The organism is Rhodococcus sp. WS1, assembly GCF_003797745.1.
In the GTDB taxonomy this organism is placed as follows: domain Bacteria; phylum Actinomycetota; class Actinomycetes; order Mycobacteriales; family Mycobacteriaceae; genus Rhodococcus_F; species Rhodococcus_F erythropolis.
Genome location: NZ_RKLZ01000005.1, coordinates 120814 through 137481 on the forward strand (window position 1 = coordinate 120814; position 16668 = coordinate 137481).

Here is a 16668-nt window from a genome sequence, read left to right on the forward strand (position 1 = left end):
CGTCGACCAGCGGTGGTCAGCGAGTTCCGAATCGCTCCTCCACCTGTTCCTTCGTCAGGCCGAACTCCTCGAGCGTGTACTTGTGCGACGGTTTGCGAGCACCCGAGCGGCTTTCCTCGTGCATGGCCTCCATCGACTGCTGGGCGGTAGATGTCAACGGGATGTCGAAGTGCGTGTAGATGTTCTCGACGGTTCCCAGTGGATCGGTGACGAAGTCCTGATAGTCGACGTCGATGAACTGCGCGGGATTGTGGTGTGCGCGTGCACTGTCGAACTGCTCGAGCCCCCTGGCCCACAATTCGAGCTGACTTTCGCCGATCACCTTGTCGGTGAACGTGTTCGACCAACCCTCTGTCGCCTGGGCGGCCAGGCTGCATACCGACGGAATGATCGTCGTAGGGGAGCGGTGAGTCTGGATGACGAGAGCGTCGGGGTACGCCTCCATCAATTCGTCGAGCGCAAACAGGTGGCTCGGGTTCTTGAGGACCCACCGTCGATCCTGATCGGGCAGACCGATCAGCTGCAGGTTCTTCTTGTGTCGTGCATAGGCGTTCGACCACTCCTGGTCCTTCAGCCATGCGGAGTACGTGGGTAGATTCGCCAGGCACTCGTACGACACGGACTTGAACGTCTGACGCAAGAGTTGCCAACATTCTTCGACTTCACTGGCCGACATGTAGTGCACGCCCATGAATTCGGGATGCTCGACGTGGTGTTGACCGAATGTCTCCTCGATCTTGGCGAAGACCGGGTTCGATTCCCACGTATCGCGAGGCGGGCGAGGCTGAGGGAACTCGGTCAGCCACATCTCGAGGCCCTGGTGAGCCGGGTCGACCGTGAGGAGGCGGTGCAAGGCAGTGGTGCCCGTGCGTGGCAATCCGGTGACGAAGATCGGCCGCTCGATCTTGACGTCGGCGTGTTCCGGATGCTCCTTCCACGCCGATTCGCTGAGGAGACGGGCCACCAGGGCGCCGCGAAGGAATACCCGAGAGATCTTGCTGCCGAAGGGCGTCAGATCCTCGTCGCGGTCGTAAGACTCGAGGAGGACCGACAGAGCCTCGGTGTAATCGTCGACGCCGAAGTCCGTCAGGCCGGTCATCCGCGTCGCCGAGGCATGGAGATCCTCGACGGTGCCGACGTGAGTGCGTTCAGTCATGGTGCTCCTAGTGATGGAATTCGCCGCAGTTGACGTCGATGCATTGGCCGGTGATCGCGCTGGCCATCGGGGACGCCAGGAAGATCGCCGCATCGGATACTTCATCCGTCGTCGGCAGGCGCTTGAGGTCGGTGTTCGACGCAGTGTGCTCGTAGATCTGCTCGACAGTCATGCCGAACTTCTCCGCCTGGTGCGCGAAGTAGCCCTTGAGGGTGTCGCCCCAGATATAGCCGGGTGCAATCGAATTGACACGAATTCCCTGCGGGCCGAGTTCGGTGGCCAGGGACTGCGACATGGCGAGCAGGGCCGACTTCGCCATCTTGTAGCTGCCGTAACGCTCTTGCGAATGCCGCAACACCATCGAATTGATGTTCACCACGGAGCCGTCCGACTCGGCAAGTGCCGGCGTGAACAGCTGAGTCAGGCGCAACGCCCCGAGAACGGTCAGTTCGATGCTGTCGCGGATGTGCTGGTAATCGGTGCGAGCCAACGGTTTCATCGACGGAATCGAGAATGCATTGTTGATCAGAGTGTCGACTTTGCCGTAGGCGGCAATGGACTCGGCCACCAGATTCTCGGCGGAAGCCTGGTCGGTGATGTCGGTGGCAACGGTGACGGCGCGCCCACCGGCATCGACTATTTCCTTCGCAACGTCGTCGAGTCGCGATTGAGTACGTGCTGCGAGAACAAGACTCGCGCCGGCCGACGCACATCGAAGGGCCAGAGCGCGGCCGAGTGCCGGGCCGACTCCGGAGATGACTACTACACGGTCTTCGAGCAAGGCGGTCATGATTACCCCAGCATTCGGTTGTCGATGGCGGCCTGGCGCTGGGCAATGCGCGCTGCCCAGTCCTCGGCGGTGATGGTGTTGGTGTCGAAATGCGGCAGGTGCTTCGCAATATCTGCGACGGCGACAATTTCGACGGCGGGACCGTCCTGCGGCGTCAGCTCGCGGGACACGCGCTGCCAACGGAACTGCAGAATGCCGCGCGGATGTCCGACGGTTTCGATCCAGTTGGTGACACCGGGGTTCTTCTCGCTGACCACGATTCGGACCATCCCGTCCGGATCGACCTGTGCCTGGCCGTTGTTGAGGGAGGTCTGATGATTGAGGTAGTCCAGTGAGATGTACCAGAGGCTCCCCAGTTGGAAGCCGAGATACGGTGCGTCGGAGGCGGGAACGGTGATGATCATCGCCTGCTCGTCGGTGAGTTCGTAATGTCCCACCGACGAGTACTGCGTTGCCAGCCCGCCCGGTGTCAGGCGTGGTTCGGTCATGGTGTTGACCGTGAGCTTGAGGTAGAACCACTCCGGGAACTGGAGCCACGTCTTGACCCGCGTGACCAGTGCCTTCCCAGCCCGGGCGTAACGCTTCTCGGTCTCTTCGGCGGTGAGAGGTGGCGGCGCGATCCCGATCGAATCGGTGCGCTCGATGCGGATCACGCCGCGCTGCTGACTCCAGTCGCTGTAGACCTCGCGAACGACCAGCTGCGAGGATCCGGGGGCCAGGGTGTAGTAGTTGGCTCGTCCGTCGGCGGGGCCGGGGCCGAACCAAGCGACGAAGTTGCCGTCGTCGTCTATCTCCAGCTCGCGGTCGTCGAAGGCGATTTCGCTGCCGGGAACGTTCGAGTTGGTGTAGTTCCCACTCAACACCTGGAAGCTGAGATCGGCTGTGGTGCCGCGCTTTCCGGTGACCTTGTATTCCTTGTCGTCGTTGATACGGGCGCCGAAGTAGAGGGTGTCCGGGTTGTCGAGACCCATCTTGGTGAATGGTCCGGTGCCCTGGATGAAACTCGGATGGGTCTTTTCGCTGGCCCAGGCGGCATGCGTCGTCGCGATGATTCCGCCTGCCAGATATTGGTATCCCTCCAGTAGATCCTGTTCGGATCTGATGTGCGGCGCAGTCTCGATCAATTTCTCGGCTTCGGCGATCGCCTCGGCAAACGGGTCCGTCAGCACGCTGGCTCCTCACAGTTCCGACTATGTCGCCGGTCCAGAGCGTCGTGGTACAAATATGTACCTATTTGGTAGATGTTGGGTATTTCGACAATAGAACGCGTTCTAGGGAGTGGTCAATGGGTGGACCGGAGAAGACGCCTGAAGAGGGACGCCCGCGGGGGAGGCAATCGCCTCCCACCGAACGGGTGGTTCAGGTGCTCGACTACCTCGTCGGCCGCCCTGATCAGCGGTTCGGGCTGTCGGAACTGGCCCGCGCGCTCGAGATCAGCAAGCCCACCTGCCTGGGAATCCTCACGGCGCTGGCTGATCGTGGATACCTGACTCGGGACGAGGTGTCGAAGACCTATGGGCTCGGTCCGGCCTTGATCGCGGCCGGACGTGCAGCTCAGCGAGGATTTGCCGTCGGACCCATTGCCCGCACCCATCTGGAGAAAGTGAGCACGGAGTTCGGAACGACGTGCACGGCGTCCGGTGTGATCGGTGATCAGATCAGCGTTCTCGAAGTGACCGGACCGATCGGAGCGCGTCGCGCTGCCAAGGTCGGTCAGGTGTACCCGTTCGCACCACCGGTCGGACTGATGTACGTCCTCTGGGGTTCGGATCACGACATGGACAGTTGGCTGAGCAAAGAGCCGAGCCTGCCGGTGCGCTTGGATCGCGAGCGTCTGTGGAACGTGGTCCGCGAGTGTCGCGCTGCGGGGTATCTGGTCGAGAGTCTGGATCCAGTCGGGCAGCGACTGCACACGTTGATGGCGGGCGTTGCGACGCACGATCTTCCGCCGGAGGTGCGTGAACTGCTCGGGGAGATGGTGTCGAGCCTGGGCGAGAGGGTGTACCTCGGGCGCGACATCAGCTCTGACGACGAGCATCCCGTCAGTCTCATCGCGGCCCCGACCTACGACGCCGAAGGGCATCAGGCCCTTGTGCTGACACTTTATGTGGGCGGGGCGATTACGGGCGCCGAGATCGAGCGAAGGGCTGCGGCGCTGGTTGCGGCGGCGGATGCGGTGACGGCGGAAGTTGGTGGCCGGAGTCCGGTTCGCGGTTTGTGACGTCTGATTGCCGGTCATTGACCTTTGGGTAGAACGAGTTCTATTCTGTGATTGCGTTCAATTTAGAACCAGTCCGGTACATAAATGTACCGATGCGGAAATGGTGTTCCGCACGGAGTACGTGATGCTCAGGAGCGAAAGACATGGCAACACTCCAGACCCCGCCCGCCTACGAGTTGTCGCATTTGCGGGCACTCGAAGCGGAGGCGGTCCATATTTTCCGCGAAGTCGCAGCGACTTTCGAAAAGCCGGTCCTCCTGTTCTCCGGAGGTAAGGATTCCGTCGTGATGCTGCACGTAGCGGCCAAGGCATTCTGGCCTGCTCCATTGCCGTTCGCCGTGATGCACGTCGACACCGGTCACAACTTCGACGAGGTGATCGAGTTCCGCGACCGCACGGTCGATCGCTTCAACCTGCGTCTTGTCGTCTCCAGTGTGCAGGACGACATCGACGCCGGACGCGTCATCGAGGACACCGGAGTGGGTTCCAGTCGCAATCGCCTGCAGACGCACGCGTTGCTGCGCGGAATTCGCGACAACAAGTTCGACGCCGTGTTCGGTGGTGCTCGCCGAGACGAGGAGAAGGCGCGCGCCAAAGAGAGGGTGTTCAGCTTCCGGGACGAGTTCGGGCAGTGGGATCCCAAGGTGCAGCGACCTGAACTGTGGAACCTGTACAACGGCAAACACCGTAAGGGTGAACACATTCGGATCTTCCCGCTTTCCAACTGGACAGAGCTCGACATCTGGCAGTACATAGAGAAGGAACGGATCGACCTTCCCGGCATCTACTACGCCCATCGTCGCGAAGTTGTTCCGCGCGACGGAATGTTGTTGGCACGCACCCGCTTCCTCGAACTTCGTGCCGGCGAGGAGTCCTACGAGGCGTTGGTGCGCTTCCGTACGGTCGGCGACGCAACGTGTACCGGATGCGTCGAATCGTCGGCCGAAACACCGGCCGCTGTCGTGGAAGAAGTTGCGGCGAGCCGTATCACGGAGCGTGGCGCAACCAGAGCTGATGACCGGATTTCCGAAGCTGGCATGGAAGATCGTAAGAAAGAGGGGTACTTCTGATGCCGCAACTGCTGAGAGTCGCTACAGCGGGCAGTGTCGACGACGGAAAATCGACACTCATCGGCCGGTTGCTCTACGACTCCAAGTCGATCTTCGAGGACCAACTCGAGGCCGTGGAGCGGAGCAGTCGAGAACGCGGCGACGAGTACGCCAACCTCGCGCTACTGACCGACGGATTGCGCGCCGAGCGTGAACAGGGCATCACGATCGACGTGGCCCACAGGTATTTCGCGACCCCTCACCGGAAGTTCATCATCGCGGACACACCCGGGCACGAGCAGTACACCCGCAACATGGTGACCGGCGCTTCGACGGCCGACCTTGCCCTGATCCTGGTGGACGCACGCAAAGGTGTGCTCGAACAGACGCGACGGCACGCTTTCTTGTCGACTCTCCTGGGGATACCCCACCTCGTGCTGTGTGTGAACAAAATGGACCTCGTGGGCTGGTCTCAGGAACGGTTCGAGGAGATCAAGGAAGAATTCCGGCAATTCGCGATCAAACTGGACGTCCACGATCTGACGTTCATTCCGGTGTCGGCGCTGTTGGGGGACAACATCGTTGCCCGGACCGAGAACATGTCCTGGTACGACGGGCCTTCTCTGCTGCACCATCTCGAGCAGGTGCACATCGCTTCGGATCGCAACTTGATCGACGCGCGTTTCCCGGTGCAGTACGTGATCCGTCCGCAGAAGCAAACGGATGCCGACCTCCACGATTTCCGGGGATACGCCGGAACGGTTGCCAGTGGCGTCTTCAAGCCCGGCGATGAAATCGTGGCATTGCCTTCAGGATTCACCTCGACGGTGAAGGCAGTCCACGGGCCGGGCGGTGACGTGATCGACGAGGCGTTTGCGCCCTCGGCCGTATGCATCGAGCTGGCCGACGATCTCGACGTCAGCCGAGGGGACCAATTGTGTCGGCTCAACAACCGGCCGCAGGTCGGGCAGGAAATTGATGCGATGGTCTGTTGGTTGACTGAACAGACCACCCTGTCGGAGAACAACCGCTACTCGTTGCTGCACACCACGCGCTCCACGAAAGCGCAGATCGTCAAGCTCGACTATCGCCTGGACGTCAATTCTCTGCACCGCGACGAGAAGGCAGAATCTCTGTCCCTCAACGAGATCGGTCGCATCTCGATCAAAACGCAGCAGCCGTTGATGTTCGATCCCTACCGCCGCAACCGCGTGACAGGCAGCTTCATCCTCGTGGACGAGACCACGGGCAATACCGTCGCAGCCGGAATGATCAACGGTCCGACACTCAAGGAATCGCGCGTCGTCTGGCACAGTGCGGAGGTTTCTCGCGAGGAACGTGCGACTGCCGGCGCCACCGTCTGGCTCACCGGTCTCTCGGCCTCGGGCAAGTCGACGATCGCCGTGGAACTCGAACGCCGCTTGGTAGCCGCGGGTATCCCGGCGTACCGCCTCGACGGCGACAACCTCCGGCACGGATTGAACGCGGATCTGGGATTCAGTGCCGAGGACCGAGCCGAGAACGTCCGCCGAGTCGGCTCGGTGGCGCAGTTGTTCGCTGATTCAGGTGCAGTGGCGGTGGCCTGCCTGATCAGCCCGTACCGCGAAGATCGTGATCGAGTGCGGGCGGCTCACGAGGCCGCCGGGCTGAAGTTCGTCGAGGTTTACGTCGACACCCCGATCGAGCAATGTGAAGCCCGCGACCCCAAGGGTATGTACGCCAAGGCCAGGGCCGGGGAAATCAAGGGTTTCACCGGAGTCGACGATCCGTACGAGGCTCCAGCCAGTCCCGAGCTGGTGATCAGACCCGAAGACGGAACGCCTACCGAACTTGCGCTGCGAATTATGGAAGTGTTGGACCGGTGAGCGAATCCACACACAGCAGAATCGCCGACGAGGCACTCGCGGCGGAATTGGCGCAGGCCGCTGGTGCGATCCTCCTGGGGATCCGAGCCGAGGGCCTGGGTGTCGACGACGGTCGTGAGCTAGGTCGCCGGGGCGACAAGGCCGCCGATTCCTACATCCTCGACCGGTTGGCCGCCGAGCGGCCGGAGGATTCCGTGCTCTCGGAGGAGTCTGCCGATGATCGCAATCGTCTGGACGCATCCCGGGTTTGGATCATCGATCCGCTGGACGGCTCCAAGGAATACGGCTTGCCGGATCACGCGGATTGGGCAGTGCACGTGGCGCTTTGGGAGCGCGGTAGCGGAATTACCGCAGCCGCGGTTGCTCAGCCGGCGCTCGGAGCGGTGTACTCCAGTGGCGACGAGGCCGATTCGGTTCCCCCGAATTCGCCGCTCCGCGTAGTAGTCAGCGGATCGCGACCACCCGCATTCACCGAGGCGGTGGCAGCCGAACTCGGCGCCGACGTGGTGCACATGGGATCGGCGGGCGCCAAGGCGATGGCGGTGGTGCGAGGCGAGGTCGACGCCTACCTGCATGCCGGTGGGCAGTGGGAATGGGATTCGGCCGCACCCGTCGGCGTCGCACAGGCGGCCGGGCTGCATTGCAGCCGCATCGACGGTTCGCCGCTGCTCTACAACGAATCTCACCCCTACCTTCCGGATCTCGTGATCTGCCGACCGGAGTTGGCTGAGTCGATCCTGGGTGCAATTGCCAAGCACTCCACGGAGTCTGCGGTCAGTGGGCGCGTCGCCATGGCGCGTGAATACGTGAACGCGTTGCTCACTCACGACGCAACGAAGGTCCGATTCGCCGCTGACGCCTGGCGGGTCGAGAACGGTCAGCGAACCGGTGACACCGGCGCTTTCATCAGCAACGAGCTCGAACAGGGGCAGCAATATCGCGGAATCGTGGCGATACGTGAACTCGCGCTGCGTGAGTGGGGCGAGAGCGTCGTCGCGCGGTATCTGCTCGACCTCGGAACACCTGGCCAGGCACCGGCCGTCACAGTTTTCGTCACCGAGTACTTCGGGATACCGGCAGGCGAGATCGAAAGCATCCTGGCAATCATCGAACCCTACGACAACGATTCGAAAGAGGATGGAACACAATGACATCGGACAAGCTGATCACCGATTTCTGCGCGCTGTGGGCGGCCGCCGATGTTGCAAAGATCGTCGACTACTTCACCGATGACGTCGTTTATCACAACATTCCGATGGAGCCCGTGGTCGGTCGCGAGGCCGTCCGGGCGTTCATCGAGCAGTTTGTCGGTGCCTTCGGCAACATCGACTTTCAGATCAAGCGTCAGGTCGCGGACGGCAACACCGTCATGAACGAGCGCGTCGACGTCTTCACCATCAACGGCGCCGAGGTAGCGCTCCCGGTCATGGGGGTATTCGAAGTCGAGGACGGAAAGATCAAAGCCTGGCGCGACTATTTCGACATGGCACCGATCAACGCGGCAGCCGGCCAGGCCTGATCGGGGCGCCTATTCCGCGATGACAGCGTGCGGGTAGTCCGCCGAACGGTGCTGGAAACGCGTAATGGCGGGATTCACGATGACGCCGTCACGGATTTCGATGGCGCGGTCGACGGTCTCGTCTGCCTTCCAGGCCGTCTCTCCTGCCATCACAGTGGGCAGGTAGGGAAGAAGTGATTCGCTGATCTCCCACGACGCGGAGTTCCACAGGTACGACGGGCTGTGATCGACGCCGTAGTAAGTGATGTTGTCGCCGACGATGAAGGTCGGATCCGCGAACGAGGTGGGACGAGCCCAGCTGAACCCCATGCCTTCGTCGCACGAGACGTCGACGATGAGGCTTCCGGGTTGGAAGTCCATGAGATCTTCCTCGGTCAGGAACGTCAGCGGGGCATCCGTGTTCTGCAGTACGCAGTTGACGACGATGTCGTGCTCGGCCAGGAAGCCCGGTACCGGCACGCTGTGGTTGTCGAGCATGACGTGGCTGCCGCGGACATCGCCGTTGTTGTTGTCGAACGAGACCATTCGCGCCGAGTGGATGGGGGAGCTGACGGCGGTGACGCCGCGCTGAGTCAGTACGTCCACTTCGTGGATACCGTGCGCCTTTAGTGCAGTGACAGCGCCGCGTGCAGTGGCACCGAAACCGATCACGGCGGCAGTGAGACGGCGGCCGTAGTCTCCGGTGGAACCGATCAACTGCAGGGCGTGCAGTACCGAGCAATAGCCGGCCAACTCGTTGTTCTTGTGGAACACGTGCAGATTGAACGATCCGTCGCTGTGCCAGAAGTTCATCGCTTCGAAGGCGATGAGAGTCAGTTTCTTGTCGATCGCGATCTGTGTCAGCTCGGTGTCCTGGACACAGTGCGGCCAGCCCCAGAGAACCTGACCCGACCGTAGTTCGGCGAGGTCACGCACCAGCGGCTTCGGTAGCAGAACCACATCGGTTTCCGCCAAAATCTGCTTGCGCGTGCGGATTCCGGCCACCAGACGCGAGAGGTAGTCGTCGGAGTAGCCGAAGGGGTGGCCGTAACCCTCTTCGAGGTAGATCCGAGAACGTAGTTCGGCATCGATGCGATCGAAATGCGCAGGATGGATCGGCAACCGGCGTTCTGCCGGTTTGCTCGACTGTCCGATGACTCCAAGGGTGCGTGCGTTGTTCAATTGTGTATCTCTCGATAGGAGCAGGTAGAGATGTCAGGCAGGCGCCTGAGGGACTAGCAGAAGCCGCAGGAACGCTGGCAGATTGCCTCGGCCAGGATCGCGTGAAGGCGTGCCGGCTGCGCTGCTGTCGATCGCCGACGGCAACAGAAAGGCGCGCCGGTATGTGCTCAGTCTAGTCCTGAACGGTCCTCGCCCGGCGGCCGGGCGAGGTGCGGTGCTGCTCCGACGTAGGGCTACTGCTCGCGCAGGCGTGAATCCAGCACGGCCAGTTGAATTTTGCTGGCATCCGTGTGTACTTGACGACCTTTGTCGGTGACGTCGATGAAGACTCCGCGCCGGTCAGCCTCGCACAGTGCTCGCTGAACCAGTCCGGCCTTCTCGAGGCGGGCGACGCTGCGGGAGAGCGCACTGGGACTCAGGTACATCTCCGAAGCCAGATCCTGCATCCGTGGACGCTCACACGAGGTGTCCATGAGTCGGTCGAGGGCCTCGAAGTCGCTCATACTCAGGCCGTGCGCCGACTGCATCTGGCGATCGAGTTCGCACGCGATGTCGTTGTAGCTGGTCGACAACGAGCGCCAGGTGTTGCGCAATTCCGATTCCGACGTCACGACCGCATTCTAGTTGAAGACTCGATTACGTGCAATTGCATTAAATGCTTGTGCATTAAGTGCATGTGCATCTATTCTCGCTGACGTGACTTGCACAGACTCGACACTCAAACCATTCGATTCGCCGGAATCCCCGGGTTCTACGGAATCCACGGATCCGGCCACAGGAGAGGGCTGGTCCCTCAAGCTGTGGGGCATCCTCGCGGTGCTCTGCCTCGTGTTGTTCCTCGACGGTCTCGATGTGTCGATGGTGGGCGTCGCTCTACCGTCCATCGGCAACGAACTGGGCCTGTCCACTACTTCGCTGCAGTGGATCATCAACGGCTACGTCCTCGGATTCGGCGGCTTGTTGCTACTCGGCGGACGTACCGCCGATCTTCTCGGGCGCAGGAAGGTCTTCCTGATCGCGCTGACCGTGTTCGCAATCGCTTCGCTGGTCGGTGGCCTTGTCGACAACGGAACACTGCTGATCGCATCACGATTCGTGAAGGGACTGGCGGCGGCCTTCACTGCGCCGACTGCAATGTCCATTCTCACCACGACGTTCAAGGAGGGTCCGGCCCGTAACCGTGCGCTGTCCGTGTTCTCCGTGTTCGGCGCCAGTGGTTACTCGTCGGGCCTGATCCTGGGCGGGCTGTTGACCAGTGCCGGTTGGCGATTCACGTTCCTGATGCCGGTCCCGTTTGCCGTCATCGCTCTGATCGGTGGGTACTTCCTCATTCCGCGGGACCGTCCCGCAGATGCCGGGGGACACGACCTCGTCGGCGCCGTCACCCTGGTGACGGGAATGCTTCTCACGGTGTACACGATGGTTTCGGCTCCGACTCGTGGATGGGCACACCCGATGACGCTGGGTTCGTTCGCCGTCGCTGCTGTGCTTCTGGCGACGTTCTTCTTCGTGGAGAAGAAGGTGGCGCATCCGCTTGTGCGACTTGGGCTTCTACGCGTCGGCACCATCGTTCGTGCGAATCTGGCCATCATCGCGCTCTTCGGTTCCTACCTGAGCTTCCAGTTCATGATGACGATCTTCCTGCAGTCGGCCCTCGGCTGGTCACCCCTGAAGATGGCGATGGCACTGCTCCCCGCGGGCATCATCGTCGCCTTCGGATCGCCGTTCGTCGGACGGCTGGTCGACTTGTACGGCAGTGCCAAGCTCATCATCGCGGCACTGACCTCGCTCAGCGTCGGGTACCTCTGGTTCCTCTTCGCGGGCAGCGATTCACCGTCGTACGTCGTGGCGATTCTGCCGAGCGTCATCCTGCTCGGACTCGGATTCGCGTTGGGCTACACCTCGATCATGGCCCAGGCCACCTCGGGTGTCGACGACTCGGAGCAGGGTTTGGCGTCCGGGCTGGTGAACACCTCCGCTCAGGTCGGTGCGGCGCTCGTACTCGCTCTGACTACCGCCCTCGTGACCGCCGGATCGCACACCGCGTCCGGTGCCGGTACCGCCGGATTCGAACAGTTCCATCCCGGATTGATCCTGGTTACCGGAGTCGCGCTGGTGGGCTTGGCGATCACCGTCTCGCCGCTGGTACGTGGAAGGTCGCTGCGGGGAAGATCCGTGCGTGAAAGGCGCGCTGAGGAAGAAAAGGAATTGGCCGAGGTCAACTGAATACTTGCTTCATCCGCGAATGCGCTCGGCCGCGTAGGAGACAATCCTGCGCGGCCGAGTTGCTGTGTCTGAACTATCGGGTGGCAGATTTCAGGGCTGCGTCTTTCGGGGCTGCGTCTTTCAGGGCTGCGTCGAAACTCGTCGACGTAGCTTGCGAACCGAGAATCAAGGCAAGGCGCACCAACATGGCTTCGCGGTCGGACGGATCAGCCTGATCCAGTGCATTCGACAGTGTCAACCAGACGTGCTCGCGGTGGCCCTCGTCGTCGATCACCGCAGTTGTCGCCGACTGTGCCGTATCGAAGTGTGTCGGCGCAGTGCCGGCGGTGAGGTGCTTGGCCACGTCGTTCAATTGCGTGGGATCGCTGATGCGGCAGAGCGCCAATCCGTCGGGCCGAATCACGAAGATCTCGCCGACACAAGCACCGAGGGCAGATGCGAGATTGCCTTCGGCATCGGGAATCGTGGAGTCAGTAGTTCCCGCGGTGATCACCCGTACGGTTTCCGGTGCAAGGGCCTGAGCAAGGATTTCGGCTTGCGTGTCGAGTTCGGATACCAGCTCAGCTGACAGTCCGAAAGCCAGCAGGCCGAATCCAGTACCGCGCAGACTGTTCAAGGAGGTTTTCGAACCGTCCGCCGAGACCTGGACGACTCTGTCCTCCAGCGGATCCCCGGGTAGTACGCCCTCGGTGCCCGCAGCTGTGGGCCACGTCAGCGGCGAGAGACGGGCGTGCGTTGCACTCGACTGGCGCGGGTTGATGAGGTGCGCGAATTCGCTTCGCTTGGTGGCGAGTTCGAGTACGGCGTCGCGGGTGGTCCGGTAGCCGTGACTGCCGGGCGACATGATGAGCGTCGACTTGCCTGCATTGTCGACGTTCTGCTGCCACGCGCTACGACGTTCCTTCGAATACGCGTCGAGGATGGCGGTATCGGCAGCTCCGTTGATGACGGCCGCCAGTTGCCACACCAGGGTCTCGGCATCTTCCATGCCAGAGTTGAGGCCACGAACACCGAAGATCGGAACGAGATGCGCGGCGTCGCCGGCAAAGAGCACACGGCCGTGAGTGAAATCTTCCAGGGCGAGTGCATGGGCGCGGTAGAAGCCGAACCATTCCAGGGTCCAGGGGATATCGCTCTCGAGCCATTCGAGGTGACGCGTGATGCGGTCACGGATGCGATCTTCTTGCGTCTCCGCCTCCGGATCGTCCGACGCGTCGAGCTGGTAGTCGATGCGCCAGATGTCCCGTGGTTGGCGGTGCATGATGATCGTGGAGCCCGGGTTGCTGGGTGCGTCGAACCACACCAGACGCTCGGCCGGGAGTTCCGATTCCCAATGAATGTCGGCAATGACGTAGTTGCCCTCGTAGCTGTTGCCCTGCAAGCGGATTCCGCTGAGTTCGCGCATCTTGCTGCGTCCACCGTCGGCAGCCACGACCCACGCCGCACGCAGTTCGCGGGTTCCGAACGCGGTGTCGACGGTCAGAGTTACCTCGTCGTCACCGCCGGAGATGCCGGCGATCGACGACGACCAGTGGAAGTTCACCAGTGGGTGGGCGAGCAATTTGTCGGTCATGATCTGTTCGAACTCGGATTGCGAGACGTTGACCATGGGTCCGCGCGCGTCGTGCTCGGCGGATGCCATCCGGAACTGCAGTACTTCCTGATCGCGGTAGTAACTCCGACCACCCACCCACGGCAGAACGATGTCTTCGAGCTCGGCACCGAAACCAAGGCGTTCGGCAACTTCGAGGCTGTGCCGTGACACGCAGATCGCGCGACTGCCGAACGAGACCTGATCGGCCGCTTCGAGAATCGTGACGGCAATGCCGCGCTGCGCCAAGCCCATGGCTACGCCCATGCCGACTGGGCCGGCTCCGACGATCACGACGGGAAGTGCGTCGGCCGAAGGCGCCAGGGAAGCGAAGTCCTCGGGTGCGTACTTCTTCGGATGAAAGTAGGTCGACATGGTCACGAGGCTTTCTGTGCGGCAGTGTTTTTCGGGATCAGTTGAGGTTCCGGGAGTAGCAGGATGGAAACCAAGCTGATCACGGCAATGATCACGAAGTAGACGGTGATGGCGAACGAGGTGTCGAAGGCGGCGTAGAGCGCGGTGGCGATCATCGGGGCCAGACCGCCGCCGAGGATTGCGCCGATCTGGTAGCCGAGTGACGCTCCGCTGTAGCGGATGTGTGCGGGGAACAATTCGGCGAACAGCGCCGCTTGTGGGCCGGCGCAGCAGCCGAGCGTGAAGCCGAGGGCGATCATCGATACGAGCATCACCGGGACGATCGCTGTGTCGATCAGCGGAAAGAACACCGCCGCCGCCACTACCAGGGCGATCGAACTGCGGATGTAGACGGTCCGGCGTCCGAGAGTGTCCGACTTGTGAGCGCTGAAAGCCATTCCCGCCATCCAGAACGGGCAGGATGCGATGAGGAGGAAGAGCATCGTGGTTTTGCTGAAGCCGAGTTCGGACTCGCCGTATTTGAGCACGTAAACCATGTACGCGTAAGCAATTCCGTTGGTGGCGATGAAGGTTCCACCGGCGAGGAGCACTGTCTTCCAGTGTCTGGTGAGAACCTCGAGAATCGGCATGGACTCCGCCGGTGCTTCGGACTTCGAAGCGGTGAACTCGTCACTTTCCTCGAGGCCGAGACGGATCCACATCGCAACGCCCACAAGAACTGCGCTGAGCAGGAACGGGATTCGCCATCCCCAGGAGTTGAATGCATCGTCGTCCATGAAGGCGGCGAGGGGGAGATAGACGAGATTGGCCACCAGTACGCCTGCGGGAACACCGATTTGTGGTGCGCTGCCGTACAGCCCCTTCTTGCCCTCCGGTGCGTTTTCGGTGGCGACCAGAACTGCGCCGCCCCACTCGCCGCCGACACCGAGTCCCTGAACGAATCGCAAGGTCACCAGGAGTATGGGGGCGAAGACGCCGATGGCGGCGTAGTTGGGTAGCAGGCCGATGGCAACGGTGGCGCAGCCCATCAGCATCAACGAGGTGACCAACATGGATTTGCGTCCGATGCGGTCGCCGAAGTGGCCCATCACGATTCCGCCGATGGGACGCGCGACGAATCCGACGGCGAGGGTGGCGAAGGCGGCCAGGGTGCCGGCCAGATCGGACGTGCCGGGGAAGAACTGCTTGCCGAGCACGAGCGCGGCGGCGGTGCCGTAGATGAAGAAGTCGTACCACTCGATGGCGGTGCCGACAAAGCTGCCGAGTGCGGCCTTGCGCGCCTTGACCGTCGCGGCGGTGCGCGTAGCGGTCGGTGAGGCGATGGAGGTCATGAAGTGCCTTTCGAGATGAATGTGGCTTGAAGAAACAATGACGTGCGCCACAACAATTGAAAAGCGAAAGAATTGGAGGTTCTTGCACGGAAAATCCGTGGAATCAGCTCCGCTGCCTGGTAGTGGGACTATTGGGCAGGTTCCGAGGGTGAAACGAATTCTATGAAAGCGCGTGCGACGCGGCTGAGGCGAGTGTTCTGGTGCCACGCGAGAACTACGTGCACCGACGGCACGACAGGGGAAGCGATGGTCTTGACGACTACCTCGAGCCCCTCGTACGTGACGTCCATCTTGGGGCGCTGGAGCAACAGCGTCCAGCCGAGTCCGCGTCCGACAAATGCCCGCGCCGTCTCGAAGTTCGCGGTTCTGTATGCAACCTTCGGGATGAATCCGCCTGCGCGGCAGACGTCGAGCGCGTGTTTGGTGCTCGGCGGCGCGTCGAGGAGAACCATCGGGTGTTCCGCGAGATCCGGAAGATGGATCGGTCGCTCGGACCGCGCGAGTGGGTGTTCTGCACCCAGGACGATCAAGGGTTCGCGGATGGCCAACGGAACTGTGCGCAATTGTGGAGACAGGTCCAGGTCGTAAGCGATCGCGAGGTCCAACTCGCCGTTCTCGAGATGTGCCTGGAGCCGATTCTGAGTGTCCTCGCGGAACTCCACCTGCGCGTCGGGATTCTCACGGGTGAACCCGGCGATCATCGACGGCAATACCGTCGGCCCCAGAGCGGGATAGCAACCGATCGCGATGGGCCCCGACACGCTTCCGCCGGTTCCGAGCGCATCGGATTCGAGCTCCCCGGCTTGCTGAAGTAGCGCCCGGGCGCGCACCAGAACGGATTCACCGGTGCGGGTCAGTTGAATGCCGAATGAGCGACGGCGAACGCACAGTTGAACTTTGAGCGCGCGTTCGAGTTCGGTGAGCGACGCGGACAGGGCGGAGGGGGAGAGGTGCAAGCGCTCGGCCGCGCCGCTGATCGTCCCGGTCTCGGCTACCGCGACAAACGCAGCCAGCTGACGCATCGTGTACGTGGGAGCAGGATCGATGCGAGGCATGAGATCGACAGTAGTCGGATAGATTGCCCTGAAATGTTTGGTGTGGCACCGTGAAGTGGTCGATGATCAATCGCTGACCTGCGTCTTCGTGGTGCCCCCGGCAGGATTCGAACCTGCGACCTTTCGCTCCGGAGGCGAACGCTCTATCCCCTGAGCTACGGGGGCGCACCGAACTTTCGGTGTGCCGATTGGGCTGCGTTAGCGTAGCGCATCACGGGGGGCCAAGACCAAACCGGCACCCGTCTCGGCATGGCGTCGTCGCGGGAGGCAGTCGAGGATGCGGCCGGGGACCATGGTCGTCGAATCATCTGTACCGACTGACTCGGATG

General features: G+C 62.0%; 14 protein-coding genes and 1 tRNA gene. 6 read left to right on the forward strand and 9 right to left on the reverse strand.

Features of this window, described 5'->3' with window-relative positions:
* Nucleotides 1-16: 16 nt before the first annotated feature.
* The 3 genes from EEB12_RS30160 to EEB12_RS30170 are packed head-to-tail and all read right to left on the reverse strand — an operon-like array spanning nucleotide 17 to nucleotide 3115.
* Nucleotides 17-1156: a sulfotransferase family protein gene (locus EEB12_RS30160; protein ID WP_020908307.1), complete on the reverse strand. Its 1140-nt coding sequence runs from the start codon at nucleotides 1154-1156 to the stop codon at nucleotides 17-19.
* A 7-nt stretch (nucleotides 1157-1163) separates the two neighbouring features.
* Nucleotides 1164-1946: an SDR family oxidoreductase gene (locus tag EEB12_RS30165; protein ID WP_007726165.1), complete on the reverse strand. Its 783-nt coding sequence runs from the start codon at nucleotides 1944-1946 to the stop codon at nucleotides 1164-1166.
* Nucleotides 1947-1948: 2 nt separating this feature from the next.
* Nucleotides 1949-3115 carry a hypothetical protein gene (locus EEB12_RS30170; RefSeq protein ID WP_141489199.1) on the reverse strand — a complete coding sequence of 389 codons (1167 nt, stop codon included), beginning with the start codon at nucleotides 3113-3115 and terminating at the stop codon, nucleotides 1949-1951.
* Nucleotides 3116-3231: 116 nt separating this feature from the next.
* Here EEB12_RS30170 and EEB12_RS30175 point away from each other — a divergent pair, with 116 nt between their 5' ends.
* The 5 genes from EEB12_RS30175 to EEB12_RS30195 all read left to right on the forward strand — a co-directional run bounded on the left by EEB12_RS30175 (nucleotide 3232) and on the right by EEB12_RS30195 (nucleotide 8600).
* Entirely contained in the window at nucleotides 3232-4167 is a 936-nt protein-coding gene (locus tag EEB12_RS30175; protein ID WP_039972651.1) for a helix-turn-helix domain-containing protein, read from the forward strand.
* Between the two features lie 143 nt (nucleotides 4168-4310).
* Entirely contained in the window at nucleotides 4311-5237 is a 927-nt protein-coding gene (gene cysD, locus EEB12_RS30180) for a sulfate adenylyltransferase subunit CysD (RefSeq protein ID WP_019749195.1), read from the forward strand.
* Nucleotides 5237-7081 (forward strand): adenylyl-sulfate kinase, encoded by a 1845-nt coding sequence (gene cysC / locus EEB12_RS30185; protein ID WP_141489200.1) that lies wholly within the window; start codon nucleotides 5237-5239, stop codon nucleotides 7079-7081. The genes cysD and cysC overlap by 1 nt, the downstream gene beginning before the upstream one ends.
* Nucleotides 7078-8232, forward strand: a complete 1155-nt coding sequence (locus EEB12_RS30190) for a 3'(2'),5'-bisphosphate nucleotidase CysQ (protein ID WP_141489201.1) — start codon at nucleotides 7078-7080, stop codon at nucleotides 8230-8232. Before cysC ends, EEB12_RS30190 begins: the two co-directional genes overlap by 4 nt.
* Nucleotides 8229-8600, forward strand: a complete 372-nt coding sequence (locus EEB12_RS30195) for a nuclear transport factor 2 family protein (RefSeq protein WP_042952314.1) — start codon at nucleotides 8229-8231, stop codon at nucleotides 8598-8600. Before EEB12_RS30190 ends, EEB12_RS30195 begins: the two co-directional genes overlap by 4 nt.
* Before the next feature lie 9 nt (nucleotides 8601-8609).
* Here EEB12_RS30195 and EEB12_RS30200 read toward each other — a convergent pair whose 3' ends face one another.
* Together EEB12_RS30200 and EEB12_RS30205 are read right to left on the reverse strand one after the other, a co-directional pair.
* On the reverse strand, nucleotides 8610-9761 hold the full coding sequence (locus EEB12_RS30200) for a N(5)-(carboxyethyl)ornithine synthase (protein ID WP_019749192.1): 1152 nt from the start codon (nucleotides 9759-9761) through the stop codon (nucleotides 8610-8612).
* A gap of 233 nt (nucleotides 9762-9994) precedes the next feature.
* Nucleotides 9995-10372: a MarR family winged helix-turn-helix transcriptional regulator gene (locus EEB12_RS30205; RefSeq protein WP_019749191.1), complete on the reverse strand. Its 378-nt coding sequence runs from the start codon at nucleotides 10370-10372 to the stop codon at nucleotides 9995-9997.
* An 85-nt stretch (nucleotides 10373-10457) separates the two neighbouring features.
* Here EEB12_RS30205 and EEB12_RS30210 point away from each other — a divergent pair, with 85 nt between their 5' ends.
* On the forward strand, nucleotides 10458-11987 hold the full coding sequence (locus EEB12_RS30210) for an MFS transporter (RefSeq protein ID WP_020908302.1): 1530 nt from the start codon (nucleotides 10458-10460) through the stop codon (nucleotides 11985-11987).
* 73 nt (nucleotides 11988-12060) lie between these two features.
* Here EEB12_RS30210 and EEB12_RS30215 read toward each other — a convergent pair whose 3' ends face one another.
* The 4 genes from EEB12_RS30215 to EEB12_RS30230 all read right to left on the reverse strand — a co-directional run bounded on the left by EEB12_RS30215 (nucleotide 12061) and on the right by EEB12_RS30230 (nucleotide 16504).
* Nucleotides 12061-13953, reverse strand: coding sequence for an FAD-dependent monooxygenase (locus EEB12_RS30215; RefSeq protein WP_141489212.1), 1893 nt, complete (start codon nucleotides 13951-13953; stop codon nucleotides 12061-12063).
* A gap of 2 nt (nucleotides 13954-13955) precedes the next feature.
* Complete coding sequence (locus EEB12_RS30220; protein WP_020908300.1) at nucleotides 13956-15284, reverse strand: MFS transporter; 1329 nt, start codon at nucleotides 15282-15284, stop codon at nucleotides 13956-13958.
* Between the two features lie 128 nt (nucleotides 15285-15412).
* Nucleotides 15413-16339 carry a LysR substrate-binding domain-containing protein gene (locus tag EEB12_RS30225; protein ID WP_133729320.1) on the reverse strand — a complete coding sequence of 309 codons (927 nt, stop codon included), beginning with the start codon at nucleotides 16337-16339 and terminating at the stop codon, nucleotides 15413-15415.
* An 89-nt stretch (nucleotides 16340-16428) separates the two neighbouring features.
* Nucleotides 16429-16504: transfer RNA gene (locus EEB12_RS30230), tRNA-Arg, on the reverse strand.
* Nucleotides 16505-16668 lie beyond the last annotated feature (164 nt).

Coding starts and splice junctions, on each gene's coding strand:
- cysD (WP_019749195.1), top strand. CDS start 4,311: ATGGCAACACTCCAGACCCCGCCCGCCTACGAGTTGTCGCATTTGCGG.
- EEB12_RS30220 (WP_020908300.1), bottom strand. CDS start 15,284: ATGACCTCCATCGCCTCACCGACCGCTACGCGCACCGCCGCGACGGTC.
- cysC (WP_141489200.1), top strand. CDS start 5,237: ATGCCGCAACTGCTGAGAGTCGCTACAGCGGGCAGTGTCGACGACGGA.
- EEB12_RS30175 (WP_039972651.1), top strand. CDS start 3,232: ATGGGTGGACCGGAGAAGACGCCTGAAGAGGGACGCCCGCGGGGGAGG.
- EEB12_RS30225 (WP_133729320.1), bottom strand. CDS start 16,339: ATGCCTCGCATCGATCCTGCTCCCACGTACACGATGCGTCAGCTGGCT.
- EEB12_RS30165 (WP_007726165.1), bottom strand. CDS start 1,946: ATGACCGCCTTGCTCGAAGACCGTGTAGTAGTCATCTCCGGAGTCGGC.
- EEB12_RS30195 (WP_042952314.1), top strand. CDS start 8,229: ATGACATCGGACAAGCTGATCACCGATTTCTGCGCGCTGTGGGCGGCC.
- EEB12_RS30215 (WP_141489212.1), bottom strand. CDS start 13,953: ATGTCGACCTACTTTCATCCGAAGAAGTACGCACCCGAGGACTTCGCT.
- EEB12_RS30160 (WP_020908307.1), bottom strand. CDS start 1,156: ATGACTGAACGCACTCACGTCGGCACCGTCGAGGATCTCCATGCCTCG.